This is a genomic window from Staphylococcus sp. 11007852, assembly GCF_011394325.1.
In the GTDB taxonomy this organism is placed as follows: Bacteria; Bacillota; Bacilli; order Staphylococcales; family Staphylococcaceae; genus Staphylococcus; species Staphylococcus agnetis.
The window spans coordinates 55766-82322 of the sequence record NZ_JAANBJ010000030.1 but is presented as its reverse complement, the minus strand read 5'-3'; the positions used below and the strand labels follow the sequence as shown (position 1 = coordinate 82322).

The 26557-nt window shown below is 36.6% G+C and carries 30 protein-coding genes; 4 read left to right on the top strand and 26 right to left on the bottom strand.

What is annotated here, in order from left to right; translation table 11 throughout:
• From G8Y85_RS09635 to hemQ, 11 genes are all read right to left on the bottom strand, one after another.
• On the bottom strand, positions 1–182 hold a 182-nt coding region (locus G8Y85_RS09635; RefSeq protein WP_165805757.1), incomplete at its 3' end, for a helix-turn-helix domain-containing protein.
• A 123-nt stretch (positions 183–305) separates the two neighbouring features.
• Positions 306–812: a YwhD family protein gene (locus G8Y85_RS09630; protein ID WP_103345840.1), complete on the bottom strand. Its 507-nt coding sequence runs from the start codon at positions 810–812 to the stop codon at positions 306–308.
• 71 nt (positions 813–883) lie between these two features.
• Positions 884–2185: an HD domain-containing protein gene (locus G8Y85_RS09625; protein ID WP_037566364.1), complete on the bottom strand. Its 1302-nt coding sequence runs from the start codon at positions 2183–2185 to the stop codon at positions 884–886.
• Positions 2186–2206: 21 nt separating this feature from the next.
• A complete protein-coding gene (locus G8Y85_RS09620; protein ID WP_060552367.1) occupies positions 2207–2689 on the bottom strand; it encodes a GNAT family N-acetyltransferase in 483 nt (160 codons plus the stop codon).
• Positions 2690–2835: 146 nt separating this feature from the next.
• Complete coding sequence (locus tag G8Y85_RS09615; protein WP_037566362.1) at positions 2836–3384, bottom strand: flavodoxin family protein; 549 nt, start codon at positions 3382–3384, stop codon at positions 2836–2838.
• A gap of 221 nt (positions 3385–3605) precedes the next feature.
• Positions 3606–3947, bottom strand: coding sequence for a YuzB family protein (locus G8Y85_RS09610; protein WP_103345841.1), 342 nt, complete (start codon positions 3945–3947; stop codon positions 3606–3608).
• 100 nt (positions 3948–4047) lie between these two features.
• Positions 4048–5589 (bottom strand): SLC13 family permease, encoded by a 1542-nt coding sequence (locus G8Y85_RS09605; protein WP_103345842.1) that lies wholly within the window; start codon positions 5587–5589, stop codon positions 4048–4050.
• 222 nt (positions 5590–5811) lie between these two features.
• Positions 5812–6279 carry a threonine/serine exporter family protein gene (locus G8Y85_RS09600; RefSeq protein ID WP_037566360.1) on the bottom strand — a complete coding sequence of 156 codons (468 nt, stop codon included), beginning with the start codon at positions 6277–6279 and terminating at the stop codon, positions 5812–5814.
• 3 nt (positions 6280–6282) lie between these two features.
• On the bottom strand, positions 6283–7044 hold the full coding sequence (locus G8Y85_RS09595) for a threonine/serine exporter family protein (RefSeq protein ID WP_234022047.1): 762 nt from the start codon (positions 7042–7044) through the stop codon (positions 6283–6285).
• 26 nt (positions 7045–7070) lie between these two features.
• Positions 7071–8420, bottom strand: coding sequence for an APC family permease (locus tag G8Y85_RS09590; RefSeq protein ID WP_107401138.1), 1350 nt, complete (start codon positions 8418–8420; stop codon positions 7071–7073).
• Positions 8421–8675: 255 nt separating this feature from the next.
• Positions 8676–9425 (bottom strand): hydrogen peroxide-dependent heme synthase, encoded by a 750-nt coding sequence (gene hemQ, locus G8Y85_RS09585; protein ID WP_103345843.1) that lies wholly within the window; start codon positions 9423–9425, stop codon positions 8676–8678.
• Positions 9426–9784: 359 nt separating this feature from the next.
• Here hemQ and pta point away from each other — a divergent pair, with 359 nt between their 5' ends.
• Together pta and G8Y85_RS09575 are read left to right on the top strand one after the other, a co-directional pair.
• Positions 9785–10774: a phosphate acetyltransferase gene (gene pta, locus G8Y85_RS09580; RefSeq protein ID WP_165805756.1), complete on the top strand. Its 990-nt coding sequence runs from the start codon at positions 9785–9787 to the stop codon at positions 10772–10774.
• Positions 10774–11631, top strand: coding sequence for a lipoate--protein ligase family protein (locus G8Y85_RS09575; RefSeq protein WP_165805755.1), 858 nt, complete (start codon positions 10774–10776; stop codon positions 11629–11631). The genes pta and G8Y85_RS09575 overlap by 1 nt, the downstream gene beginning before the upstream one ends.
• A 163-nt stretch (positions 11632–11794) precedes the next feature.
• Here G8Y85_RS09575 and G8Y85_RS09570 read toward each other — a convergent pair whose 3' ends face one another.
• Positions 11795–13537: a DHA2 family efflux MFS transporter permease subunit gene (locus G8Y85_RS09570; protein ID WP_060552361.1), complete on the bottom strand. Its 1743-nt coding sequence runs from the start codon at positions 13535–13537 to the stop codon at positions 11795–11797.
• Between the two features lie 18 nt (positions 13538–13555).
• Positions 13556–14203 carry an HlyD family secretion protein gene (locus G8Y85_RS09565; protein WP_165805754.1) on the bottom strand — a complete coding sequence of 216 codons (648 nt, stop codon included), beginning with the start codon at positions 14201–14203 and terminating at the stop codon, positions 13556–13558.
• A gap of 128 nt (positions 14204–14331) precedes the next feature.
• On the opposite strand from G8Y85_RS09565, the gene G8Y85_RS09560 reads away from it, so the two are divergent.
• Positions 14332–14889, top strand: coding sequence for a TetR/AcrR family transcriptional regulator (locus G8Y85_RS09560; protein WP_165805753.1), 558 nt, complete (start codon positions 14332–14334; stop codon positions 14887–14889).
• Between the two features lie 286 nt (positions 14890–15175).
• Here G8Y85_RS09560 and G8Y85_RS09555 read toward each other — a convergent pair whose 3' ends face one another.
• The 5 genes from G8Y85_RS09555 to G8Y85_RS09535 form a co-directional block, all read right to left on the bottom strand.
• On the bottom strand, positions 15176–15727 hold the full coding sequence (locus tag G8Y85_RS09555; protein WP_060552358.1) for a GNAT family N-acetyltransferase: 552 nt from the start codon (positions 15725–15727) through the stop codon (positions 15176–15178).
• A 324-nt stretch (positions 15728–16051) separates the two neighbouring features.
• Positions 16052–17503, bottom strand: coding sequence for an APC family permease (locus G8Y85_RS09550; RefSeq protein ID WP_165805752.1), 1452 nt, complete (start codon positions 17501–17503; stop codon positions 16052–16054).
• Between the two features lie 128 nt (positions 17504–17631).
• The gene (locus tag G8Y85_RS09545; protein ID WP_037566351.1) at positions 17632–17994 is read right to left on the bottom strand and encodes a DUF423 domain-containing protein; all 363 of its coding nucleotides are present in this window, start codon (positions 17992–17994) and stop codon (positions 17632–17634) included.
• 21 nt (positions 17995–18015) lie between these two features.
• A complete protein-coding gene (locus G8Y85_RS09540; protein WP_060552356.1) occupies positions 18016–18363 on the bottom strand; it encodes a DUF5327 family protein in 348 nt (115 codons plus the stop codon).
• Entirely contained in the window at positions 18360–19022 is a 663-nt protein-coding gene (locus G8Y85_RS09535; RefSeq protein WP_060552355.1) for a uracil-DNA glycosylase, read from the bottom strand. The genes G8Y85_RS09540 and G8Y85_RS09535 overlap by 4 nt, the downstream gene beginning before the upstream one ends.
• A 132-nt stretch (positions 19023–19154) precedes the next feature.
• On the opposite strand from G8Y85_RS09535, the gene thiD reads away from it, so the two are divergent.
• Positions 19155–19985 carry a bifunctional hydroxymethylpyrimidine kinase/phosphomethylpyrimidine kinase gene (gene thiD, locus G8Y85_RS09530; RefSeq protein ID WP_060552354.1) on the top strand — a complete coding sequence of 277 codons (831 nt, stop codon included), beginning with the start codon at positions 19155–19157 and terminating at the stop codon, positions 19983–19985.
• A 259-nt stretch (positions 19986–20244) separates the two neighbouring features.
• Here the strand turns inward: thiD and G8Y85_RS09525 are convergent, their stop codons facing one another.
• From G8Y85_RS09525 to hxlA, 8 genes are all read right to left on the bottom strand, one after another.
• Positions 20245–21132: a hypothetical protein gene (locus G8Y85_RS09525; RefSeq protein WP_165805751.1), complete on the bottom strand. Its 888-nt coding sequence runs from the start codon at positions 21130–21132 to the stop codon at positions 20245–20247.
• 313 nt (positions 21133–21445) lie between these two features.
• Positions 21446–21742, bottom strand: a complete 297-nt coding sequence (locus G8Y85_RS09520) for a hypothetical protein (RefSeq protein ID WP_107371011.1) — start codon at positions 21740–21742, stop codon at positions 21446–21448.
• Positions 21743–22124: 382 nt separating this feature from the next.
• The gene (locus G8Y85_RS09515; RefSeq protein WP_037566345.1) at positions 22125–22385 is read right to left on the bottom strand and encodes a hypothetical protein; all 261 of its coding nucleotides are present in this window, start codon (positions 22383–22385) and stop codon (positions 22125–22127) included.
• Positions 22382–22738, bottom strand: coding sequence for a hypothetical protein (locus G8Y85_RS09510; RefSeq protein WP_107371165.1), 357 nt, complete (start codon positions 22736–22738; stop codon positions 22382–22384). The genes G8Y85_RS09515 and G8Y85_RS09510 overlap by 4 nt, the downstream gene beginning before the upstream one ends.
• Entirely contained in the window at positions 22713–23852 is a 1140-nt protein-coding gene (locus G8Y85_RS09505) for a thiolase family protein (protein WP_165805750.1), read from the bottom strand. The genes G8Y85_RS09510 and G8Y85_RS09505 overlap by 26 nt, the downstream gene beginning before the upstream one ends.
• The gene (locus G8Y85_RS09500; RefSeq protein WP_107371167.1) at positions 23845–25203 is read right to left on the bottom strand and encodes an AMP-binding protein; all 1359 of its coding nucleotides are present in this window, start codon (positions 25201–25203) and stop codon (positions 23845–23847) included. Before G8Y85_RS09500 ends, G8Y85_RS09505 begins: the two co-directional genes overlap by 8 nt.
• 126 nt (positions 25204–25329) lie before the next feature.
• Complete coding sequence (hxlB, locus tag G8Y85_RS09495) at positions 25330–25875, bottom strand: 6-phospho-3-hexuloisomerase (RefSeq protein WP_105994903.1); 546 nt, start codon at positions 25873–25875, stop codon at positions 25330–25332.
• 1 nt (position 25876) lies between these two features.
• Positions 25877–26515, bottom strand: a complete 639-nt coding sequence (gene hxlA, locus G8Y85_RS09490; RefSeq protein WP_037566341.1) for a 3-hexulose-6-phosphate synthase — start codon at positions 26513–26515, stop codon at positions 25877–25879.
• Positions 26516–26557 lie beyond the last annotated feature (42 nt).

Below are 26557 nucleotides of genomic sequence, written 5' to 3'. Positions count from 1 at the left end.
TTTGTTCTCCGAATTAACAAAGAGTCTACACCATGATTAATATATTTATTGTAAGCATGCGATAATACAGATTTATCGATATCTAGATTGAGCTTTTCGATAATAGATTGAAAGGAATATCCTTTTTCATATAAACGAAAGATTTGGTGATATTGCTCAAGTGTTAGTTTACTTTTCCTCATACAAAAACTCCCTATAAAGTTTTCACTTTTTAAGTGTCTACTTTATAGGGAGCATATCATGAACTTGTTGGCTTCAATGATAAAAGGAGCTGTACGATGTCCCAGCCCCTCTCATTCGTGTATTTAAGATAATGCTTGTTTCAGCGCCTCACCTGAGTTTCGCCACATCTCTGCATTATGCGTTTCTAAAAATGTTTTTAATACGTGTTTGTTTGCTTCCCCAATATGATCAATGATGACTTTATGTTTCATTGATTTGTCCATCATATTGACGTGTTCTGGCATGCTTTTATAGCCACGTTTAATAGATTTGTTGACGAGCAAATAAGCAGCTGTTAAACCAGCATAATAAGGACCTTGCTCACCACGTTCTGTCGTCACCCAGCATAACCAATATGCTTTAGCACCTTCAACGTTCACAGTGTCCTTATCTGTAATCCATTTTACTCCACGTTCTACATCCGCACGTGCATGCATCGCACCAATATCTATAAACGCTTCTTGCGCCTCAATATCTATAAACACAGGTGCCACATTATCTAAACTAATCGACCCAATATTTGTCCCTTTATGACCGTCTAAAGGATCGTTTTTAATAATATTAAACTTAAAACCTTTTTGTTCTGCCACGATTATACCTCCTGTAGCATGCGACATTAATGTGTCGTTCTCTAATATTATATCAATGAGTATTCCTTCAATTATGAATTGAGTTCATTTAATAAATTGATAATAGCCCCTTTAATTTCCAGGTTTTCAATTTTTAGAACTAACTCTTTTGGATAATACAATTTATAGTCTTCTCTTTTAATACCAGTAATACTTGAAATAATCAGTGATTGACTACTGATTTCACGTATCCCACCGTTAGGTTGAAGTAAATGAATCGGTTGTCGATTAGAACCTGGGCGATCATAATCATAAGGTAAATCAGAAAATGAATCACTTACAAAGTAATAATCAGGATCAATACCACCTTTTTCAAAGAGTTCACGTAATTCTGAAATGGTAATAATAGACCCATCAAAAGGAATAAATTTAAATAAGTCACGATTAATAAAACGCCGAGCTAAATCACTCAAAATCGGGTCGGATTCTTTCGTCCAACTTTTCATATAATAAGTGACATCCGTTTCGTCTAATTTAATATATTCTTCAATCGTTACACGTTCCTCAAAAAACGGTATAAAATCTATTGGAACAGTATCAAAATGATAACCTGTTTCATATAAATATTTTGCACGTTTAAAACAGTTATTTAAAAGCACTTCACCGCCACGACTTACTGCATGAAAATAGATTTGCCAATACATTTGGTAACGGCTCATAATAAAGTTTTCAACCGCATGCATGCCGCTCTCTTTAATTAACACTTCATTTTCAGACGGACGCATTAAGCGTAAAATACGCTCCATATCAAACATGCCATAAGACACACCTGTAAAATACGCATCACGTTGTAAGTAATCCATACGGTCTGCATCAATTTGAGAAGAAATCATTGAAATCACAAGTTTATTGTGATGTGTTTTATTAATCACTTCAGCAACTGCTTGTGGAAAATCTGGGCTTACACGCCGTAATACTTGGTTGACTTCTGTATGGCCAGTAATGATGGCTTGTGTAAATTTTTCATGATCAGTATTAAATATTTTTTCAAAACAATGGGAAAATGGACCGTGTCCTAGGTCATGAAGCAACGCGGCGCACATCGCTAATGGACGGTCTTCATCTCGCCATGCATCTCGTCCACTGAATGATTCATCTATCATGCGACGCACAATTTCATACACACCTAGAGAATGTCCAAAGCGACTATGTTCAGCCGTATGAAATGCTAGATTTAATGTCCCTAACTGTTTAATACGTCGTAACCTTTGAAACTCTTTCGTTTTAATTAAATCCCAAATAAGTTGGTCTTTCACATGAATATAGCGATGTATCGGGTCTTTGAATACTTTTTCTTCTGATAATTTACGGTTGACATACGGTATCTCTGACAAACGAGATCCCTCCTTAACCCATCATGTAGTGAGTGTTTTTTTCATTAAAGCCAAGTGCATTGTTTCCTCATACATTTCTCTTTCATATGTACGTATGATTTCAAAACCTTCTTTTTCATAGAATGCCACACCACGTTCATTTTGTGTATCAACCTCTAAATATACTGCGTCATATTGCCCTTTAAAATGCGCGAAACCTTGCTCTAATAGTAAACGTCCAAAACCTTTACGTTGCGAGTGAGGACGTACGTAATGCGCAGATAAATATAACTCAGTGCCACTAATAAAGTTGGCAAATCCAACGACGTCTCCATCCTCAATTGCGACTAAAAACAGTTGGTCTTCTAAACGTTTTAAGAGGTGACTTTCATTATATGAAGCAGCTAATAACGCATTAACCGTTGAAGCTGCATAAATATCTAAATATGTGTTGTACCATGCTTTTGTTGCAACATCTCGAATGCCAATAACATCCTTAGGTGTAGCAATTCTTACTTCATACATTCCTAAACCGCTCCCTTAAATAAAAATCAATGCGCAATGTAGGGTTAAAACACCACTCATACAATACGCATTAATCACATTGAATATATTATATTATAGCATAAGATACCGATTTTGACGTACCTTCGATGCTTGGAATTGCACGTTTAATCTATTGAAGCAAGAAAGTTACTATTCCATCTTTCAGCTTCTTTCATCGCATATTGATCTTGTTCAATATCACCAGGTTTTTCCGCATAGCCAATCAAATAACTCGCAAGATGTGCGCCTAAAAATTGCAAACTATATTCGATCTGTTGCACGCAAGGGAGCGCTTTAATTCTCGGACTATCGCCACCAACCAGTACAAGTCGGAAATTAATTTTTTGCATTTTTGCTTTAAAATCTTGATAACGTGGATCTTGTAGCGTTTCAGACCAATGATCAATAAATGATTTTAACGTTGCGCTAATACTATACCAATACACTGGTGAAGCAAAAATCACTTCATCACTCTCTAAAACTTGATCAATCACACGTTGATAATCATCATTATATTCTAAAATCTGACTATCATAATGCCGTACATCTCTAACTGGTTTTAAGGTGAGTTGCGTTAAATCAATCCATCGATAATCTTGACCTTCTAAAATTTTTTCAGTTAATGTTGCTGTGTTTCCATTTTCTCTACTTCCACCAAATAACACTGTAATCATTTTTAACACCTACAAACATAAACATATTGCGTTCGTAGAAACTATTCCCCTTGTACAGAAGTTTAAGCATACAATTTTCACTAATTTCCCCAGAATACAAACACACTCAATTCAATCAAATATTTCATTGATACAAAGCATATCTAATAAAAAAGAGAACGGGGTTACCCATTCCCATTCTCTTAAAAGATTTAAATGTATTGAATTAAAACAACACTGTCTTAGCTCTGTTGTTTACGTTTCGCTAATTTTTCTTTAAGTTTACGATCTTGCTCTTCTTTGCGTCGTTTACGTTCTTCATTACGTTGACGCAAACGTTCCTCTTCTTCAGGATCTCGTGGCTTTTCTAACTGTTTTACCACTTTTTCCATGAGCTCTTCTTCTGTCAGTGCAGCAAGAGGACGATTATTAACAAAGGCGAAAGTTTTACGTCGACCTGGTCCACAATACGATTGGCAACCAATTTCAATTTCAGCATCAGGGTCAATTTTTTTCAACTTGTTCATGACACTTTTTAAATTCACTGCTTGGCAATCATCACAGACCATGAATTTATTTTTCAACTACGCCACACCTTTCCTTAAATGATAACTCTACTTATTTTACTCTTTTTTGTTATTTTTTCAAGGTGTTGGCAAATAAATTATGACATAATTAATCATTTTAATTTTTAATTGGCAAGCTTTGTGTAATGTCGATACCTAAAATAGGTGGTACTAAGAAATAGACAATCAATATAATAACAACAATACTCAACATATTCATGACAAACCCTTTAATAGCCATTTCTTTAATTTGAATTTTACCTGTTCCAAAAACAATGGCATTCGGAGGTGTGCCCACTGGCAACATGTACGCACAATTAGCTGCCATTGCTGCAGGGACCATGAGCAATAAAGGATGAACGTGTATAGCTACAGATAATGTCGCTAAAATAGGTAATATCATTGTAGCTGTTGCCGTATTTGAAGTGATTTCAGTTAAGAACAAAATAAATATTGTGATTACAATGACGATGATAATCGGACTCACACCATTAAGTAATGTTAATTGTTCACCTAACCATTTGGCCAAACCACTATCTTGAATACCTTTGGCAAGTGCGAGACCGCCACCAAATAAAATTAATACACCCCATGGTAAATCTTTAGCAATTGTCCAATCGATAATACGACGATGTTGTTGTTTAGCCGGGATTAAGAAAAGTAATACCGATACAAACATAGCAATCGTGCCATCTGCTACAAATGCTGTAGGCGCCCACTTCGCCAATAGAAATTCTCGTGATACCCATAAAAAACTTGCAAGTAAAAATACTGTGAAAACAACTTTTTCTTCATATTTCACTTTTCCTAGCGCTTTGAGCTTTGTTTCAATTACTTGTTTGCCACCGGGTAACGTTTTCATATCATGCTTAAACGCAATAAATTTAAAATATAGCCACGCGAGAAACAAGAGCAAAATGACTGCTGGCACTCCAACCATCATCCAACGAGCAAAACTTAATTCTTCACCAAAATGTGACGCATACTGACCTTTTAAAATAATTAGTGGTGGTGTCCCTATTAACGTCCCAAGTCCACCAATTGTTCCAGCATATCCGATGCCGAGTACTAAGGACCGTTCAAATTTAGAAATACTTTCATCGTTCGTTTGATCCGTTTTTAATTCATGGACTTCTTTTACAATCGCAAGCCCTATCGGAATCATAATCATAACAGCCGCTGTATTCGATACAAACATCGAAAGTCCGCCGGTAGCGACCATAAAGCCGAGTAATATACGGCCTGTACTCGTTCCGATACTGTTAATAATTGTAAGCGCGATACGCGTATGTAAATCCCATCGTTCCATTGCAACTGCCAATATAAAGCCTCCCAAAAAGAGATAGATAATATCGTTCCCATATTGTGCGGATACTGTTGCACTATCCATCACTTTTCCAAGAGGTAATAAAATTAACGGCAGTAAGCTGGTCGCTGGTATAGGGATGGCTTCTGTAATCCACCATACAGCAATCCAAGCCGTAATCGCTAACACATAAACGCCTTGAAAGGCTAAATTTTCAGGTTTAAAAAAAAGTAATGTCACTATAAATAACAATGGACCTAAAATGAGCCCAATCCATTGTGCCTTAGAGTATGACGGTTGACGTTCTGCTTGCTTTTTCGAAAAATAAGTTAATAATTGAGACTGATTTTGCATCAAAACACCCTTCCCCCTTTACACACCCTATTTGGTAGCGCTACCAAATAGGATATTTTAAATATAATAGCATAATTAATAGGGAATTAATATATACTTTTTCATAAACAATGTGTCATATATGTTAGGAATTACAAATTAATTTTAATAACTAAATCAAATAAAAAAACGAGATGAACATAACCGCTTCAAGAGACAGTTACGTTAATCTCGTTCAATTGATTATTCAATATGTTTGCGTTTCGGTTTTATAATTTGTACTGGTTTTCGTATAAAAGATTTGGCAATCTGATCTGAAAATAATAGTCCGACAGCTATGGCGCCTGCGATAAGTGTTGCCCGTATAAAAATGACATTAGCCTCATTAAAATCAAGCGTTAGCAACTTTTGAGCTGCCTTAAAAAAGATACTTCCTGGGACTAAGGGGATGATGCCTGGTACCATAAAAATAATGACTGGCGACTTCATCACTCGTGCCATAACATGACTTAAAATGCCCAATGTAAAACTCCCTAATAAACTTGCGTAAATGCTATCGACATTAAGAATAACTGTCGCAATATGAAAAATGATATATCCAAATCCTCCGCATAAGCCAGCTGGGATAAAGAGCCGCTTAGGTGCGTCATATACAAAAGCAAAACAGAAGGCGGTTAAGAAACTAAATATAAACATAAAAACTAAAACCATCATTTAACCTCCTATTAATAAAAATGCTGTTGTTATTCCCGCACCAATACCAAACGATGTCACAATCGCCTCTAAAAATTTTGCAGTAAACATGAGCATGTGTCGTTCAAATAAATCTTGAATAGCTGTCGTTATTAACACGCCCGGCACTATTGGCATGACTGCTGCAGTAATAATAGAACCTAAATTCGGACTTTGTAGCCACATATTTATAGAAAGAGCGACAAGACCTATGACCAATGAACCAATCATATCAGGGATAAAAAGCGTGAGTTGTTTTCCCTTCATAAACTCGGTAACTAAAAAGCCTAAAGCACCAGCTAGAGCTGCTGGAAATAATTCCAACCAACCGCCACCAAGTAGGTATAAAAAGCTCATCGAAATCATCCCTGCAAACAACATTTTGTGACCTAGATGATAGCGTTTTGTATTTTTATCAATGTCTTTTAATGCTTGATATGCTTCTTTGTATGACAATTCATTTCTCGCAATTTGGCGAGATACTTGATTCACTAAAAAGATTTTGCGTAAATTCGTATCATTTTTGTTAATTTTTACCATGCGTGATTCATGGTCAGGTGACAACGAAAAATCAATGAAAATATTTAACGCATAACCTTGTACTTCATGAAATCCATAACTCGCCGCTATGCGGACCATCGTATCTTCTATACGTTTTGCTTCAGCACCTGATTCAAGCAAAATACGGCCCGCAAGAATAATAATATTGGCAACATCTCTATCTGTTGGTAATGTATGCGACACGTTGTCACCTTCTTTCTCTATCAATGTTAAATGGATTTTCTAACCGTAAACCAGTACAGTGGGACACCCATTAATAACCCTATGACAGCAATACCTGCTCCCAGAGGATCGGAAACCAATGTATTAATAATAATAAACATGCCACCTAAAAGTGCTAATATCGGAAGCACTGGATAGAATGGTACAGAAAATGCACGTGGCTTTCCTTTATTTTGACGTCTTAAAATAAACAACCCAATAAAGGCAGCCATATAAAAGAAATAAATAATAAAAATGGTAATCTCTGATAAATAATCGGCATCAAAAACCGTCGGGAATGTCAAACTTAACGTTAAAATGATTAGAGTTAATATCGACATGACCGTATGCGCACCAATTGGAGTTTCAAATCGTGGACTCACGTATCTGATACCTTTCGAACCAGGTAACAAGCCATCTTGCGCCATAGCGAATGGAATACGTGGAAATGTCATTACTTTCCCATTCAACGTACCGATAATCGAGACAATCAGTCCTATATTGACAATCTTTGCACCAATACCTCCAAAAAGTACAATCGCCGCTTCAGCACTCACATTGTTACCAAAGCTTAAAATGTCCGAGGCTGGCAACACTTTAAATATCGCCACATTGATTAATACGTAAACCAGTGTCACTGTTAAAATACCGATAAACATTGCTAATGGTAAATGCTTTTGTGGATTTTTCATCTCACCTGACATCGTCGTCAACATAATCCATCCGTCATAAGCGAAAAGTGTCGCAAGTACAGCGCGCCCAAAGTTAACTGTGCCATCTTTATTTAAAATCAGCTCAGTGACATCTTGACCGAAAATGCCTGCTTGACCATAAATTAATCCAAATACGACGATAGCAATAATTGGGATTAATTTAGCTAATGTTGTGACATTTTGAACTGCATTCGCATAATATGTTCCTACCATATTGGTGATAAGTAAAAACAGAAAAATTCCTGCACCTATAGGAATAATCCAAAATTGGGACAAGGCAAAGAAGTTTGTAATCAATATGCCTAAAAATAAAATCAAAGATACGATAATGGCCGGCCCGTAAAGTACCGTTAATGTGTACCCTGTTAAAAATCCCCAAAACGATCCATAAATATCTTTAATATATGCGTATAAGCCACCAGTACGCGTGATTTGAGCCCCTACTTCGGCAATTGTTAAACCAGATGCGAGTGTTAACACACCCCCAATTACCCAAGCCCATAAAGCCATATTACTCGTTCCTGCATAGGCTAAAACGGAACTTGGCTTTACAAATACGCCCGAACCAATGATTGTTCCTACAATGATAGTCACAGCTGTAAATAGTCCAATCGTGGGTTTCAATGTATGTTTATCCGACTGCATGCCTTCGCCTCCCTCATTGAAATCTTAACGATTCAACTATAACATGAAACGTCATATAAAATTGTAGTAAAATCATCTTTGTTGAAAAAGTTGCTTGAAGTCAGCATTTGAAACACGTAACCGAATCATGTTCCACCTTTGGGGAGTCTCATAAATATTTTATCGCATTAAAATAGCCCTCAATGTTCATCAACCGATGACTTTGACGGCTATTTGTATTAAAGTGGGACGAGCACCCACCTCGCTTCTTATCTATTAAATTTCAAAAAATGTTTTTAACATCGTTGTATCTAAACGATTACCTATGAAGAAGCTACCAAATTCTCCATATCTCGCAGTTGTTTCATCAAAGCGCATTTCGTACACAATTTTCTTGAATTGAAGCACGTCTTCCGCAAACAACGTTACACCCCATTCAAAATCGTCAAAACCAACAGAACCTGTAATGAACTGTTTAATTTTACCTGCATATTTACGTCCAATCATACCATGATCGTACATTAATTTCTGACGTTCCTCCATCGATAACATATACCAGTTATATGTTTCATTACGACGTTTATTCATCGGATAGAAACAGATGTATTCAGTCGTAGGAAGTTCCGGATAAAGACGTGATTTAATATGTGGGTTTTCATATGGATCTTCATCTGATTTGCCAGCAAGATAATTACTTAACTCAATCACCGATACATAAGAATATGTAGGAATCAAATGATCTGAAATGGCTAATTTATTTAATTCATTTTCAATTTTCGTTAAGTCTTTCATTTCTGGACGTAAAAACCATAAGAAGATGTCCGCTTTTTGACCCGTAATATTATACATTACATGGTCGCCCTGACCTTGGTCTTTCACGCCTTTTAATTCATTTAATTTATTTTCAAATTCTGTTATCATATTGTGTCGTTCTTCTTCAGGTACTAAACGCCAAGAAGCCCATTCTACTGCATAAAACAAATGTAAACTGTACCATCCATCTAAAGTCTCTGCTGCATGACTCATTCATGAACACTCCTTTAATTTAATCTCTAACTTATTAAAGTTTATCATACTCCTTTCTCAAGACCGAACGTTACGATTAGTAACATTTTATGAACAAAATAATAAACAAAGTAGCTATAAAGTATATACGTTGCGTTTTCAAAATGCGCACAATGACTATCAATTCTAAATTGAATCCAATCATGATCCACATTTAACTATATTGAGAATTTAAACGGTAATTATACCTTTATATCAGTTACCATTTACAAAATTATAATAGGATTTCTTCGATAAAACGCCCCCTTGGAAAAGTCATATTAATTATCGTATAATTACAATGGCATGAAATGTTGAAAGGAAAGTAGAGGAGGACAAATATGTCTAGTTTATTAGATGTTTTAAAAGAAAAATTATCAGGACAAAATGTTCGTATCGTATTACCAGAAGGTGAAGATGAGCGTGTCTTAACTGCAGCAGTTGACTTACAACAATCTGATTATGTGACACCAATCGTATTAGGTAACAAAGCGAACATTGAAACACTTGCTAAAGATAAAGGGCTTTCTATCGAAGGCTTAGAAATCATTCAACCCCATTCAAGTGACTTAAAAGCAGATTTGGTTGCTAAATTTGTCGAACGCCGTAAAGGTAAAGCAACTGAAGAACAAGCACAAGAATTATTAAACAATGTGAACTACTTCGGTACAATGCTTGTTTATGCGGGTAAAGCAGACGGTTTAGTTAGTGGTGCTGCACACTCTACAGCAGACACAGTACGTCCTGCATTACAAATTATTAAAACTAAACCAGGCGTGTCTAAAACGTCAGGTATCTTCTTCATGATTAAAGAGGATCAACAATATATTTTCGGAGACTGTGCAATTAACCCTGAACTCGGTGCATCTGACTTAGCTGAAATCGCTGTTGAAAGTGCAAAATCAGCACAAAGTTTCGGTATGGATCCTCGCGTTGCAATGTTAAGTTTCTCTACAAAAGGTTCTGCAAAATCAGATGACACTGAAAAAGTTTCTGAAGCGGTTCAACTTGCGCAAGAGAAAGTTAAAGCGGAAGGTTTAACTAACGTAGTCATCGACGGTGAATTCCAATTTGATGCAGCAATCGTTCCTGAAGTAGCAAAGAAAAAAGCACCGGGCGCTAAAATCCAAGGTGACGCGAATGTATTTATTTTCCCAAGCTTAGAAGCGGGTAATATCGGCTATAAAATTGCACAACGTTTAGGTGGGTTTGACGCAGTAGGTCCTGTGTTACAAGGTTTAAATTCACCTGTTAACGATTTATCACGTGGTTGTTCAAGTGAAGATGTCTACAACTTATCTATCATTACCGCTGCGCAAAGTTTACAATAATGGACTTAACCTCTAAATACTTTAAGGATATCGCATGGCGCTACGTTGATCATGCAACGGGTTTAGCGCCGATGCAATCCTTTGCTTTTGATGATACGTTTTCTGAAAGTGTAGGCAAAGACACGTCGCCAAATATTGTTCGCACATGGATACATCAACATACCGTCATTTTAGGCATTCATGACTCCCGGCTACCTTACTTAAAAGATGGCATTCAATTTTTAACGGATGAAAAAGGTTACAATGCTATCGTGCGTAATTCAGGTGGTTTAGGTGTGGTATTAGATCAAGGCATTTTAAATATTTCTTTAATATTTAAAGGAAAAACAGAAACGTCCATTGATGAAGCTTTTACAGTCATGTATTTACTCATAAGTAAAATGTTTGAGGATGAAAATGTAGATATTGACACCTTTGAAATTACACATTCCTATTGTCCAGGAAAATTTGATTTAAGTATCAATCATCAAAAATTTGCAGGTATTTCACAACGTCGAGTACGTGGTGGGATTGCTGTACAAATCTATTTATGTGTCGAGGGGTCAGGCCGTGAACGTGCACAATTAATGAAAGACTTCTATGAACGGGCGTTAAAAGGTGAAACAACGAAATTCACCTACCCTGACATTCATCCGCATCATATGGCATCGCTTCAAGAGCTATTCCAAAATGATATTAAAGTGCAAGATGTCATGTTTAAGTTATTGTATGCGATCAAAGACTTAGGTGGCACACTCACTACGGATCCTATCACATCTGAGGAATGGGCCCGTTATGAGTACTATTACCAGCGCATGTTAGAGCGCAATGCTAAAATGAATGAACGCTTAAGTGAATCTAAAGGGACTCGGACATAAATCATTTCAATTTTGATTTACCATCCTTCCCTGCATAAAGACTCAATATATAAATATAACCAACAAAGTTCATGTACGAAGCACTTTGTTGGTTTTTTGATTAACAGGGCTATCTCCTAGCCCCGTCTTTTATGAATTTTTACTTTCCTACTTTATATTCTGCTTATTCATGCGAAATGTAGTGTGATTTTCCTTTTAAAAAGAAACTCAAAACAAACGCAAGAAAGCTTAGTGCCGTTGCTACCCAAAAAGCGCTATTAACCCCGTCAACAGAAGCCAGCTGGTTCACAAATTTAATAACACTTCCTAAAGCCTGTTCTTTTCCACCCATTTGTTGCGCCATCATACCAACTTGATCCTTTATAAAAGGCTTAGTCTGGTCTAAATCTTGTTGAAATGAAGCGAGGTGTGATTCTGTTTGTTGCGTCATCACAGTCACTAATATTGCAGTACCGATAGATCCTGCGAGTTGACGCATCGTGTTAATTAATGCATTACCATGAGAAATTAACCTTGCTGGTAATGCGTTCATACCTGCTGTCATAATTGGCATCATCACAAAACTCATACCAAAAGAGCGAATCATATAAATCATTAATATAGACGAATACGGTGTTTTCATGGTTAACTGCGTTAATTCCCATGTGCCATACGTTGTAATCGCCAAACCAATAATGGCCAATGGTTTAATACCAATAGTATCAAGTAATTTACCCGCTATTGGCCCCATAAAGCCCATGATAATTGCTCCTGGTAATAATAATAGTCCTGAATCTAAGGCTGAGAAACCCCTCAAACTTTGAAGGTAAAGTGGTAATAAAATCATACCACCAAACAAACTCATTGTTACAATCATATTTATAAGTGCTGTTAATGTATATCCCGAGTACTTTAATACACCAAAATCAAGCATAGGTGCTTTCATAGTCATCTCACGTATAACAAACGTGATTGTAAACGTACTTCCAATCAGAAACATGGCAATGATTTCCGGAGAACCCCAACCCTTATTGCCGGCTTCACTAAAGCCGTATAATAAAGCACCGAAACCAAGTGTACTGAATATAATTCCTGGGATATCCGCCTTTGGCTGTGTTGTTTTTTGGTATATACCAAACCAAATATAAGACAGCATAAAAGATACGAAACCTACTGCAAACATGCCATAAAACATGACATGCCAATCGAAATTTTCAACAATATAACCTGACAAAGTCGGTCCGATTGCTGGCGCTAATATCATCGCTACACCCAAAATCCCCATGGCCATCCCACGTTTTTGAGGCGGAAATATCGTCATAAACACATTTGTTCCTAATGGCATTAAAACACCTGCTCCAATCGCTTGAAATACACGCCCTGTCATCATCACTGGAAAACTCCACGCAATTGCGCATACAAATGAACCTAATGTGAACACGACCATCGCTACTAGAAATAGACTGCGATAAGAAAATTTATGAAACAAATACGCACTAACTGGTATTAAAATACCATTAACTAACATAAACCCCGTCATTAACCATTGTCCTGTTGAAGCCGAGATATTAAAGTCGGTATTTATAACAGGTAATGCCGTATTAAGCAATGTTTGATTTAATATGGTAATGAACATGCCGAACACCATTGCTACTAAAATTTTATTACGTGTAATCCCCTTTTTAAACACATAATCTTGAGTGGCATGTTGCGCCGTTTCATTAACAGGCTTCTGGGATTCATTTTCTTCGTCGATTTGAAATTGATAAGCAGAGGAAGACGTCCCTGCTTTAGATTGTGATGCTTCTTTTTGATTTATTTTTTCAGATGTTTGCAATCTGGATAAACGCTTATTTCGCTTGATTATTACCATATTCATACAAACAATCACAATAAGGGCAACAACGACATATAACGTAATGAACATCTTTTGTCCTCCCTATTATTAATTTTTATGAATACGCACTTCCGCGTTCATTCCTGGCACAATCCCCTTAGAAGGTTGACTATCTAATTTAATTTTTACAGGAACAACTTGACTGACTTTAGTATAGTTACCATCACTGTTAGATGAAGGCATTAATGAGAAGCTCGCCGCAGTCGCATTACCGATACGATCAACATGACCTTTAATTTCCGAATCTTGACCATCAATAGAGACATCCACCGTTTGACCTTCACTCAAATCTTTAATGACCGTTTCATCAATGTTGGCAGTAATATAGAGCGCATCCATATTATAGGCATATGCCATAGGTTGACCTGCTTGTGCTATTCCTTTTTCTTGTCCATCTAATTTGGCAATCGTGCCATCTTTAGGCATTTTCACTTCCATAGTTTGAGGTTGCCCATCTTGACCTTGACCACGGATTTCAGCTACCGTGTCCCCTTCTTTCACCTTGTCACCCTCTTGAACGTTTAATTTTGAAATTTCTCCTGAAATTGGGCTTGCAAGTTTCATTTGCTTGCTATCTACTTTAGCGTTATCTGTGTTTATATAATTTGCAGATTGATTATAGAAGTAAAATGCAACTACACCTATCACGACTAACAACAGTATCGTTACAATATTAATCAAAATAATTTTTTTCATACAAAAAATCTCCTCCAGTTAAAATTAACAATCTGTATTATATAACCAATTATCTAGTGATTTATACAGACAATCTTTTTAAATGTGTCGGATTTGAAAATATATTATAATAGCGTTGGGTGATAGACATGAATAGAGGAAATGCAAGGCTTGCCATTATTAAGGCAATGGTGTCATTGTTAGAGGTTGAAAAATTTGAATATATAACAATCAAACAAATTTGTGCTGAAAGTAGGGTCCATCGCTCGACATTTTATGCACACTTTGAAGATAAATATCAATTAATGGATACAATTCAAGCATACCATATGAAAAGATACCATAAGCTTATGCGCTATACGAAAAACCTCATAGAAACGTATCCTTTGGAAATTGCAAAACAGCGACTTATTCAAGTTTTCCGCGTGTTATTTACGTATATGCAACGTTTTAAAAAATATTTCATGAGTCTTGTTTTGACACAGTCACAGTATCGCCTCGTACGCGATTATATTCAATTTACTAAAGAAGGTTACTCCTCTATTTTAGAAGTGCTACCGCCATTAAAAGATTCACAGTACTTTATCGACTATACCATTGGAGGACAACTCGCAATTATCTATTCGTGGCTTTCAGGAGGATGTCAAGAAGACAGTGAAACAATGGCGCAAATATTATTCAATAATATTATCAAAGTTAATCGTTAGCCTAGCAGTCAAATTATTATGTCATGCAAACGTCCACTGCGCTTTAAAGATAAGCATGTTAATAGGCCTGACTCACTTAAGACAGTCGCTACGCTATCTTAATGAGCAGGCCTTTTTATTGGAGAACTTTTTTGAAAATGAAAAACACAAAATGATATGTCGTGACTGTGCATATCTTTTGCTTAAATCTAATGTACCATGTTTTCTGAATTTTTGGGATAGAAATATTGAATATTTATTAATTTTTTATGAACATTTTACTTAATTGGCTTAAAATATCCCTTTTTCATGTTGTTGAAAAGTGTCGTTTAAGCAACTCATAATGATACATCGTCACATAGGTGTTGTTTCGGTAAAGCGATTCACGCGCTTCCCCCATAAATCGAAATCCTGCTTTTTCTGCGACACGTTGACTCGCTATATTCTCCTTTTGTGCACGAATTTCGAGACGATTTAACATTAATTCGTTAAAAGCGATATCACATAATAACTTGACCGCTTTAGTCATCACACCTTGACCTGTCACATGCTGACTCAACCAATACCCTACTTCACCTTGATTGTTTATCGTGTCTATTTTATGTAAATCGATCGCACCTACAAGTTGATTCTCTTCATAAATAAAATATAGACGTGATTGATTCTCCGCTTCTAATCTCAGCGCTTCTTTTAAAAATTTCACTTCATCTTCTATCGATTGAACGTAATCAATCCAATCTAGAAACTCGCGTAAATGTTCACGCTCTTGCTTTACAACTTCAAATACTTCATAGGCTCGCGACATATCTAATTTCACTAAACTAAAACGTGTGTCTATTGGCAACCTAAAATAATGCATCTGAGACCACCCTTTTTTATATAAAATTACTTTTAATTAAAACATATCCTTCTAAAATTTGCAAAACAATATAAAAATTCAGAAAAAATCAGATTTCTCAACTCTTTTAACCCTTCCAGTATTTTTACTTTTCCACATACAAAAAATCCCTATAAAGTGTTCACTATTCAAGCGTCTACTTTATAGGGTGCATATCATTTTAAATAAATTTAATCATCAAAGCGTAATAAAAATCATGGATTTAAAACATATCAATTCGATTCATTTCTTAACCATAAACGAAAATATATTTTGTGGTAAAGTTTTTAGAAATGCGAGGTATTACTATTTCTCAATCATTTTTACGATATCTTTGTTATTTGCATCTAAAATCAATTTTGAAAGTTCTTCTTTATCGATGCGACGTAATTTAGGATAACGTATGATGAAGAAAATGAATCCTAATACTGTCCATCCTGCTAATGCAATATACGATGGCCCTGATAATGATGCTGGTGACCATGGGAACAGCAATAAGAATAAGAACACAAATGCAATCACCGAACCTACAATCGCAAATGTTTTATAGACGGGCCCATAAGACGGACTCGATTTGTCATAACTGAATAACTTGGCCGCTGCTAGACACGTCACAAAATACGCGACCGAAACCCCTGTAGATGACATATCCACAATCCAAGTGAGTGCAGTACGTCCGAGCCAAGGTGCAATTAGTGTCAATGAAACTAAAAAGATAATCGCCACATAAGGTGTTTTGTATTTTGGGTGTAGTTTACTGAAAACGGTAGGCATAATCCCTGAGCGTCCCATTGAAAACAATAAACGACTTGAGCTAAGTAAGAAGCCATTTAAACCTGTGAATATTCCCATTATTATAGCAATAGCTAACACACCCAAACCAATCGTTCCAAACGCTTCACGCGTAACTGAACCTGTTAACCATAAGTCTTGACTTGCACCACTTAACCAACCAGTGTATAAAATCATCATTGTGTATGTTAATCCAGCAGCGATTAAGCTATATACGATTAATTTAAATGTTTTATTGGGTGAGAAATTAAACTCTTCCGCCGTTTGAGGAATATTATCAAACCCGACATAAGCCCATGGTGCAACCGCTACAATCATGACTATCGCCTGAAACCATCCATATTTTGAACCATTGAGCGGTTTTAAATTGTCTAATGAAAAGTTCGAACCAAAGAAGGAACTGATAAAAAGTAATACGACCACTGTGACCATCGCAACACAAAAATAATATTGCAATGAACCTGAGACGCTTGCACCTTTTATCGCAATAAGCATAAATATGAGTAATAAGACTGTAGCTATGATAATTTCAGTGATGTATACATCCCAACCAGCAATCGTATATAATTTTCCAACTTCCAATAAGTCTGGTAATAAAAATTTAATTAATAAACTAAACGCTGTCGCATTTAATGCAACAACACATATATATCCAAATGTTAAAAACCAAGATGAGAAAAAACTAACATAACGCCCGAATCCTAAATAACTAAACGCGAATCCTCCACCTGAAACTGGGAAGCGTTCGACTAAAGCGCCATAACTTACGGCAATCACTATCATGAGTAATGCACCAATTAAAATGCCAATTGATGCCGCAATCGGACCTGATTGTGCAATCCAGTCACCTGGTAAAATAAAGGACCCCCATCCTATACAAGAGCCGTAAGCAATCGCCCAAACAAACTTCTCTGATAAATTAGCTTGTAAATCTCCACGATCAATTTGATTGTGTTTATTTTGCATATACTATTCACCCCTTGTTACATTATACCGATGACTAAAAAATTAACAATCATTTTCTTAAACAAATTAAAAACACACATTTTATCATTAATTTGCCAAAGCAAATCTTGAAATGTGTGTTAAATAAATTATATTTTAAAAGCTGCAATCGCAAGCATCAGCCAACTTACGACGAATAAAACACCACCAATGGGCGTTATAGCGCCTAATACACTCACACCTGTGAGCGACAAAATGTATAATGAACCACTGAAGAACAGAATACCTAAAAACATAAGCCAACCGGCCCATCCTACATTTACGTCAAATGCACCACCAACAATACCAATCAGTACTAATCCCAATGCATGGTACATTTGGTACATCGTCGCTTTTTCCCAAACAGACATATAGTGTTCAGAGAGTTTTCCTTCTAAAGCATGTGCGCCGAATGCACCTGTGCCAACAGCGAATAGTGCATTTAATGCACCTAAAATTATAAATACTTTCATAAGTTTCGCTCCTATCATTTATTAAAAGTCAAAAAGTGATTCTCCATTTCCTAAGGCATCATCCGTGATCATTCGAGGATTCGAAGGTGTGTGTGATGCATGTGACGCTTGTGATGGCACTTTACCACCCATTAAACGAATTTCTTCATCTGTTACCGTCTTTGCAGAGGATGAAGCGTGTGAAACGGTAGCTTGCTCCCCTTGCTTGCGCTGTAAGGATGGTGCAGAAGATTGTGAATCGGAATGTGAATATAATGATGTAAGCGTATGAATGGCATACATATGTTTATGAAATTCAGCATCCGAAGCAGATGCATCTGCTTTAACGAGTTCTGCTTCAATTAATTCGATAAGTTTATCTTTAATCATGCGTCTCCTCCTCTTTCACACCAATGAATGGGTGTTTTGCCTTGTTGTTCTAAATAAGTATTTGCTTGTGAATACGGTTTTGAACCAAAAAAACCACGATGTGCCGACAATGGGCTCGGATGAGGTGATTTTATAATAAAATGTTTTGACGTATCGATGAGGCGTTCTTTTTGTTGTGCAGGTTTTCCCCATAAAATAAATACAACACCTTCACGATTGTCTGAGATAGATTGAATGATTTCATTGGTAAACGTTTCCCAACCAATATCTCGATGGGAGTGCGCTTCTCCATGGCGAACTGTAAGCACAGTATTTAATAACAGGACACCCTCTCGCGCCCAATCTTGCAAGTGTGGCGACGTACGATGACAGCCAATGTCAGCCTCTAACTCTTTATACATATTGCGTAACGAAGGTGGAAATTTCGCATTGGGTTGGACTGAAAAAGCAAGACCATGTGCTTGGTTCGGACCGTGATAAGGATCTTGACCTAAAATCACAACTTTGACATTGTCAAATGGTGTTAAATCAAACGCTTGGTATATATTTTTACGTTCTGGATAAACAATTTCAGTCGCATACTCTTTTTCTAAAAAATCATGCATAGCTTTAAAATCATGTTTTGATTTTATTTCATGAAAAATGGTGGACCATTCCATAACCTTCACCTCAGTTCACATTTTAACACAATTCAATGAAAAACTCGCCCGCGTTAAAACGAATATATTTCCACTTAAAGCCGTGCGTGATATGATAATAATTAATAATTGAATTCGAGGAGTGTATAAATAATGGCATTAAAAAAAGTATTAACCATTGCAGGTTCTGACACAAGTGCTGGGGCTGGCATGCAAGCTGATTTAAAAACATTTCAAGAGCATGACACTTATGGCATGGTTGCACTTGCTGCAATTGTCACTATGGATAAAAACACATGGTCACACGATGTGACACCAATTCCATTCGATGTGTTTAATAAACAACTCGAAACGGTCATTAGTATTGGCCCAGATGCCGTTAAAACAGGTATGCTTGGTACACAAGAAGTTATCAAACGTGCCGGGGAAGCTTTTACAGAGTCTGGCGCAAAGCATTTCGTTGTAGACCCTGTTATGGTATGTAAAGGGGAAGACGAAGTATTAAACCCGGGAAATACTGATGCAATGATTGAATATTTACTGCCAAAAGCAACTGTTGTGACGCCCAACTTGTTTGAAGCAGGTCAATTGTCAGGGTTGGGGGCATTAAAATCTATAGAAGATATGAAAAAAGCGGCTCAAATCATTCATGATCAAGGTGCGCAACATGTAGTCATTAAAGGTGGTAAAGCACTGGATCAAGATAAGTCATACGATTTGTATTATGATGGTCAAACATACTATCAATTAACGACAGATATGTTCCAACAAAGTTATAATCATGGTGCAGGGTGTACGTTTGCCGCTGCAACGACAGCAAATTTGGCAAACGGCTTAACACCAAAAGAAGCTGTTATTAATGCAAAAGCGTTTGTTGCTTCAGCGATTAAAAATGGATGGAAAATGAACGACTTTGTAGGCCCAGTTGATCACGGTGCCGCAAATCGCATTGAAAAAATTGACGTTGAAGTTACAGAAATTTAAAAAATAAAAGGTCACGCACAATGACCAAATTAAATCAGACCTATAATAAAACCTTCAAAATTCATTATCTTGATTTTGAAGGTTTTTATGTTGCTTGTAATATAAAAATTTAATAGGCATATTTTTCTATTTTAATGGTGGTTTAGTCACCTTTAATAAAAGAATGATTAAGCTATTTTTAAAAACAAAAAATCGATCTAATGATACGCACAATTGATTCACTAGATCGATGTTTTACAGAACTTAAACTTATTAATTGCTATTTGATTTTTTGACCATTTGCATCCAATTTTACCAAAGGTTGTCCTTCTACTTGTTTGTATGTACCTACAATCTCTAAATTATGATTGCGATAATTCACTGTCCACCCAGTGAGACCATTGTCCCAACGCACATTATCCCAAATATAATCTTTTGTATTGATAGGTTCCCCTTCAAATTTGTTAATCATCTCATACACTTGGCTTCGCGCATGTGCCATAGTTGCTGGGTTCTCTTTTCCTTCAAAATCTTTACGCGTCGCTTCATTTTCCATAGGATTTTTATTTGTAAATTCAACTTTTTGTGATAGTTCGGTTAGTGATTTAAATTGTTTATTTTGGGCATATAACGTGTCTAAATCTAGTTCTTTACCCGTTTCTAATAATTGTTGATACGTTCCTGGACTTTGCGTACCTCCGATAAATGCTTTATGCTTCCCAATTCCCATGACGGTATTAAACCCTTTTTTGGGCGGATAAACGCTATAAAATTTCATATCATCGGGTCCGTTTGTATACCCTTTTGATTCAATTAAATATAATTTATACAATTGTTTCTTTTGAGGTTTATTCAAATAATCTTGTTCGAAAACACCTGTTAAAATCTCTTTTTTCGACAAAGTAAACGCGGTTGCTTCTGGTGATGAAAATACTAAAGCTGCTTTCATCTGATCCGGCAATTTGGCGACGTCGTCCTCATGTGTAGTTGTCTGTGTTTTATTAGCCGTTGATGCTTGATTGTCCTTTGATGCCTTTTTTGTATCGGCAGATTCTTGCTTATGTGTGGTTGATTTTTCATCTTTATGAGATGGTTGTGACGATTGTTGCTCATTACCGCACGCTGATACTAAAGCAAGGGTCATCACTATGAGAATCCACTTCTTCATCTGTCTTCATACCTCCCCTAAATATGTCTATCATTTTTATGATATATATCACTCATTATTATAACATTCCAAATTATAAATTACTTTTTAAATTCTTAATATACTAATAATGCACTTTAAAAAATAAAATATCTAAGCACTGTGAATGTTTCATCATTAAATATCGATTTATAAAGTTGAGCATCGTTTCATTTAAGTGAATCGGGTTCACATATTTTACGTTGTAAACTTTAGGATAGTGTTGTAGTAATTGCCAAACGCATTCATTAATCAATGTCGCTATAAAAAATGGTATACAAACTATGCATACCAATTACTCAAAAATATTTTCTTTTTCTTCATATAATCTAACTTCATAGACACCTAAATTCTTTTTACAAAGCGCTCTAATCAAATCAGGAATAAATTGAATTTCTGATTTGATTAGCAACACAGTCATGTTATCGATATCCATAAATGTATAACTATGATGTTTAGGCAAATAGGGTTTAGTTAATTTTTCAATTGTTTTTATTACATGCTTACGGACTTTATATAAATCCAATCCACCAATATTTAAAAGAAATATTTTTTGTTCGTCTGAATAATCCAAATTATCAATCAATTTCATATATAATCAACTCCTATAAATATTCCTTGCATTGTAACATACTTAAAAACATATTGTTATAAAAATGATATTGTAAATTCTTATCATACTTTGAGTATCGTTGAATCTTCTTGTGTACTAAATGTTCCCACCGTCTATGAGCGAACAATATACAATCATTTTTCAACAGAAATATAAAAATCGCTATAGAGACTTAGACCTTTCTTTAAGTCTTTCAGCCATTTCTCGCCCCTTATGTCATTTGTAGGTAGGTAGACCTATCTTGAAATCATTCTATTTGATATAGGGAGAGTAAATGAAATAATATAAAAAATCGATTAAGTAAAAACGCTTTTACCTAATCGATGCTTTTTTTACTAGAATTTTTATCACAACACCATATTTAAAAAGATAAGGTGATTTTCAACATCGTTTCATCTAAAGTATTTTTTACTAAAATGAATGTGTTGTGATCTTCTACTTTGTATGATTCATTTAAATGAATCGGTTTTACATATTTAACGTGGTACGTTAAAGGATAGCGATGTAGTGATTGCCATATACGTTCAATAACCATCTGCCCTGGCACAATTTTTGGATGAAGTGGATTGTCATCTTGAACAATGTTCAAATAGTGTCGCACGTCTGCTTCATTAAAAGTCATAGTTTCACCTGCTTTATAAATGTGTGATGCACGGTTAGTACGTCATTGACATTCATCTCAAAACGGTAGCGCTCAAAATGTTTTATCTTTGTCGCTTCTAATAAGGTCAGTGTCGCTTGAACGTGCGGTTGTTTAGGGAGAGGGGCATTTTGTGTGACTTGCGTTTCGACTAGCGTGATCGGTAAAATGATGAAAGGTTGAAACAACTCAAACACATGCCAAAAACGCGCAAAAAATAACGGTGGTATGTCATTTTCAGCATAATGAAATGATGCTTGATAGGCTTGTAATTCAAACTCATCAATAATAAGCGTCCGAGTTTCACTATCACCAACGTTCGAACAGTGCTGCATTACCCATGCCTCCTCCAATACCCATCGTCGCTATCATCCGCATTGCATCTGTCATGTAAAACAAGCGCGTCACTAAAATAGCCCCACTTGCACTGTAGGGATGTCCCATCGCAATAGCGCCACCGTATCGGTTGAGTTGTGCGTCAGAAATATTAAGCTCTCGTTGGCATGCAAGTACTTGTGCGCTAAAAGCTTCATTCAACTCTACCGCGTCAATATCTGTTATAGTCAGATGATGCTTTTCTAAAAGTTCTTTTACCGCTGGAATGGGCCCACTTCCTAAAAGCGTAGGCGCAACCCCTTCAATCGCGTAGCCTTTAAAATATAACCCTTTAGTTAGACCAAGCGTACGTGCTTTTTCTTGTGACATTACAACTACAAGCGCTGCCCCGTCATGCTTTAAACAGCAATTCCCTACTGTTACAGTGCCATTTGGAAGTAACGGCTTTAAACGTTTTAAGCGCGATAATTTAATATCAGGACGTACACTTTCATCATGCGTCATCCATGATCCTTGAACTTTTAAAGGTACGATTTCATCGTCAAGTTGATGATTTTCAAAAGCTTTAGCAGTTTTAATGTGACTGGTATATGCAAATCTGTCCTGATCCTCTCGCGTTATTTGAAAGGTATGGGCTACATTTTCAGCTGCCTCAATCATGGACGGATCTTGATCGCTTGGTGCGAATGAGGCACGCTCAAAAAATTGTGGAGGCTCTGAAGGATAGAGAGACGTCGGTCGCTTCATTTTCCAAGGTGCCCGGCTTGTACTCTCTACGCCTCCTGCAATATAAAAGTCACCTGCACCACTTTCTACAAGACGACACGCTAATTGGATCGCCTCTAAACCCGACCCACATTGACGATCAATTGTTAAACCAGGCACACGTACATCAATGCCTGCTTCTAACAGACTTTTGCGTGCAATATTTCCACCATTTCCAACCACATTACCTAAAATGACATCATCCAATGTATTCAAATCGCATGGGAGCATCTTCTGAAAATGTTGCAGTAATGGTTTCAGTAAATCTTCTGGTTCCCATTTATTTAACTTACCACCATATACCCCTATCGGCGTTCGTTTTGCCGCCACTATTACTGCTTTATTCATCAAAATCACCACTTTCATACTTTTGTTGTGCTAAACGTCGAGATACTTTCCCACTTGACGTATAAGGGAGTGTGGTTACGCGAATGAATTTTGACGGAATTTCATAACGAGTGAGCACTTTTGCAAGCTGTTGTCTCATTGTTTGATAGTGAAACGTACATGCTCCGATATACAGGGCAACAGCTAATTCACCAAATTTTGAATGCGGTTGTTTGACGATAATCACGTCTTCAATCCCTTCTAATTTTTTAATATAATGCTCAACTACTGATGGGTAGACGTTACGTCCACCAATAATCATCATATCTTCTATACGTCCGTGCAAATATAAGACATCATGCTCAACTCGTGCGTAATCTCCGGTTTGAATCCACATCGATGGTGTCTGACCGACATACCCTTGAAAAGCCATCGCACTATGCACAAACAACTTGCCCACCCCATTCACGTCTGGCTGGTCGATGTGTATGTCAACATTAGGAAAAATCGTACCTACTGAATTTAACGGGGCTGTTTGATTACGGTTCACACTAATAAAACTCGCTTCAGACGTACCAAAAAATTCATCAATCGTCGCTAAAGGCAATTGTGCCTTTAATTGCTGATGTAATGATGATGACAATTTATCTCCAGATATAAATACATGTGTCACGTTAGAATTTTGATGCGCATGTCGCACCCAATCATACACCATTGTGGGCACTAAAAAGAGTATGCACGGCGTGTGTAAAGATGCAATTTTCGTTGCACATTGTTGAATATTATAATTATTTTGCCCCAAAAAGGTACGACCATAAAATAATGCATATATCATTACGTACAACGTTAAAGAGTGTGCATAGGGTCCTAGTGCAACAAGTGTACACCGCTCATCTAATGTTTTTTCTATTAATGCGTCATTTTGTTCAAATGAGGCAATCCATGACGCTTCATTTCGGTAAAATGCCTTCGGTAACCCTGTTGTGCCGGATGTAAAGCCGATATGTAATAAAGGGCGCGTTTGTGTGTCGCATTGATAAGACGTGGCTTCGATACCTGACTCATTTAACACAAAACCGATATGATAACGTTCATATAACGCGTGAAGACGCGCTTCTGTCCATTTCGGATCAATAACACAAGGAATACCTCCCTTATGTAACACTGCCAAATAATGCACTACAAAGTCTTGAATTCGATTAAAAGAAAGCCCCACACGTTGACCTTTGCACGCATCTGGCAATTGCATTGCTTTCTGTTCTAATTGTTGTTGTAAGTGCTTATAATCTATGCGTTCATCATCAATATGTATAGCAATTGCATGCGGTTGACATGTCGCATACGTTTCAATACGTTCTAGTAATTGTGCCATCGTTTCACTTCTTTACTCACATTTGTTTCATTTTATCACACTGCATCTTAACCGCATATTAACGACATAAAAAACTTCTATCGCATGCCTTATATCGGCCTTATTGATAGAAGTTTGAGTAGTCTTTTATTCTAAATTGGCATGATTGTGTTGCATCGTTTCTTCAGAAATATTCAAACGTGTTTGTAAATTTAATACGAGACTATCTAAAAAGAGTTGCGCGCTTTGTTCAAATAAACTTCCTAACGGTTGGTCTGAACCTTCAGCATCATGTTTCGTGCCCGCCGGCAATTCAATTGCGAGATTCGCCAACTGTCCTATTGCAGAATCAGGTTTCGTAGTAATGAGTAACACGTCCGCTTCAACTTCTTTTGCTTTCTCAGCAAGTAATTTTAAATGCGCCGTAGAACCGGAACCGGATATAATGACAAAGACGTCTCCTTTTTGAATCGACGGCGTTGTCGACTCCCCTACAACATACGCTTTTTTACCAAGTTGATTTAAACGCATCGCAAAACCATTCGCCACAAATCCTGACCGCCCTTTACCTGAAACAAATACTGTAGGCGCATCAATCACCTGTTGTTCAAACTGTTGCGCTGATTCAGGATTCACTGAATTTAACGTCTGTTCGATTTCATTTAAAATGAGTTGGTAATTGAATACTGTCATTTTATTGACCATCCATGATTTCACGACATTGTTTAGCGGCTTCAGCAGGGTCATCTGCATTTGCGATACCCCCACCAACAATGATTAAATCCGGATTTTCAGCGACAACTTCTTTAATTGTGTCAGGCTTAATACCACCTGCAACAGCAACTTTGGATTGACTGATTGCTGATTTCACTTTACGCAAACTTTCAAGTGGTGATTGGCCTTGCGCTTGTAAATCATAACCTGTATGCACAGCAATATAGTCTGCACCCATTGCATCTATTTCTTTTGCACGTTTTTCTAAATCTTGAACTGCAATTAAATCCACAAGTAATTGTTTTCCATGTTTGTGTGCTTCCGCAATCGCATTTTTAATCGATTCATCTTCTGCAACACCTAAAATCGTTACAACGTCCGCACCAAATTTGATGGCTTGACTCACTTCGTAATCCGCAGCATCCATAATTTTTAAATCTGCTAATACTTTAACATCTCTATCTTCAACATTATCTTTTAAATGTTGGACTGCTGGGAGGCCTTCATTGATCACAATCGGCGTACCGATTTCTACAATATCTACATAATCTGTGACTTTTTTTGCTAATTCAGCCGCATCTTCTTTATTTAATAAATCAATCGCTAATTGTAATTCCATGTCTAGAATCAATCCTCCATATTTTTATCTTTACGAACTACA

What these genes read in the sequence shown, in the direction of transcription:
- G8Y85_RS09545 (WP_037566351.1), bottom strand. Translation starts at nt 17,994, where the DNA reads ATGAAAGTATTTATAATTTTAGGTGCATTAAATGCACTATTCGCTGTT.
- thiD (WP_060552354.1), top strand. Translation starts at nt 19,155, where the DNA reads ATGGCATTAAAAAAAGTATTAACCATTGCAGGTTCTGACACAAGTGCT.
- G8Y85_RS09525 (WP_165805751.1), bottom strand. Translation starts at nt 21,132, where the DNA reads ATGAAGAAGTGGATTCTCATAGTGATGACCCTTGCTTTAGTATCAGCG.
- G8Y85_RS09555 (WP_060552358.1), bottom strand. Translation starts at nt 15,727, where the DNA reads ATGCATTATTTTAGGTTGCCAATAGACACACGTTTTAGTTTAGTGAAA.
- G8Y85_RS09615 (WP_037566362.1), bottom strand. Translation starts at nt 3,384, where the DNA reads ATGATTACAGTGTTATTTGGTGGAAGTAGAGAAAATGGAAACACAGCA.
- G8Y85_RS09600 (WP_037566360.1), bottom strand. Translation starts at nt 6,279, where the DNA reads ATGGTTTTAGTTTTTATGTTTATATTTAGTTTCTTAACCGCCTTCTGT.
- G8Y85_RS09560 (WP_165805753.1), top strand. Translation starts at nt 14,332, where the DNA reads ATGAATAGAGGAAATGCAAGGCTTGCCATTATTAAGGCAATGGTGTCA.
- G8Y85_RS09515 (WP_037566345.1), bottom strand. Translation starts at nt 22,385, where the DNA reads ATGACTTTTAATGAAGCAGACGTGCGACACTATTTGAACATTGTTCAA.
- hxlA (WP_037566341.1), bottom strand. Translation starts at nt 26,515, where the DNA reads ATGGAATTACAATTAGCGATTGATTTATTAAATAAAGAAGATGCGGCT.
- G8Y85_RS09575 (WP_165805755.1), top strand. Translation starts at nt 10,774, where the DNA reads ATGGACTTAACCTCTAAATACTTTAAGGATATCGCATGGCGCTACGTT.
- G8Y85_RS09620 (WP_060552367.1), bottom strand. Translation starts at nt 2,689, where the DNA reads ATGTATGAAGTAAGAATTGCTACACCTAAGGATGTTATTGGCATTCGA.
- G8Y85_RS09520 (WP_107371011.1), bottom strand. Translation starts at nt 21,742, where the DNA reads ATGAAATTGATTGATAATTTGGATTATTCAGACGAACAAAAAATATTT.
- hxlB (WP_105994903.1), bottom strand. Translation starts at nt 25,875, where the DNA reads ATGACAGTATTCAATTACCAACTCATTTTAAATGAAATCGAACAGACG.
- G8Y85_RS09505 (WP_165805750.1), bottom strand. Translation starts at nt 23,852, where the DNA reads ATGAATAAAGCAGTAATAGTGGCGGCAAAACGAACGCCGATAGGGGTA.
- G8Y85_RS09565 (WP_165805754.1), bottom strand. Translation starts at nt 14,203, where the DNA reads ATGAAAAAAATTATTTTGATTAATATTGTAACGATACTGTTGTTAGTC.
- G8Y85_RS09605 (WP_103345842.1), bottom strand. Translation starts at nt 5,589, where the DNA reads ATGCAAAATCAGTCTCAATTATTAACTTATTTTTCGAAAAAGCAAGCA.
- G8Y85_RS09570 (WP_060552361.1), bottom strand. Translation starts at nt 13,537, where the DNA reads ATGTTCATTACGTTATATGTCGTTGTTGCCCTTATTGTGATTGTTTGT.
- G8Y85_RS09540 (WP_060552356.1), bottom strand. Translation starts at nt 18,363, where the DNA reads ATGATTAAAGATAAACTTATCGAATTAATTGAAGCAGAACTCGTTAAA.
- G8Y85_RS09590 (WP_107401138.1), bottom strand. Translation starts at nt 8,420, where the DNA reads ATGCAGTCGGATAAACATACATTGAAACCCACGATTGGACTATTTACA.
- pta (WP_165805756.1), top strand. Translation starts at nt 9,785, where the DNA reads ATGTCTAGTTTATTAGATGTTTTAAAAGAAAAATTATCAGGACAAAAT.
- hemQ (WP_103345843.1), bottom strand. Translation starts at nt 9,425, where the DNA reads ATGAGTCATGCAGCAGAGACTTTAGATGGATGGTACAGTTTACATTTG.
- G8Y85_RS09500 (WP_107371167.1), bottom strand. Translation starts at nt 25,203, where the DNA reads ATGGCACAATTACTAGAACGTATTGAAACGTATGCGACATGTCAACCG.
- G8Y85_RS09510 (WP_107371165.1), bottom strand. Translation starts at nt 22,738, where the DNA reads ATGCAGCACTGTTCGAACGTTGGTGATAGTGAAACTCGGACGCTTATT.
- G8Y85_RS09535 (WP_060552355.1), bottom strand. Translation starts at nt 19,022, where the DNA reads ATGGAATGGTCCACCATTTTTCATGAAATAAAATCAAAACATGATTTT.
- G8Y85_RS09550 (WP_165805752.1), bottom strand. Translation starts at nt 17,503, where the DNA reads ATGCAAAATAAACACAATCAAATTGATCGTGGAGATTTACAAGCTAAT.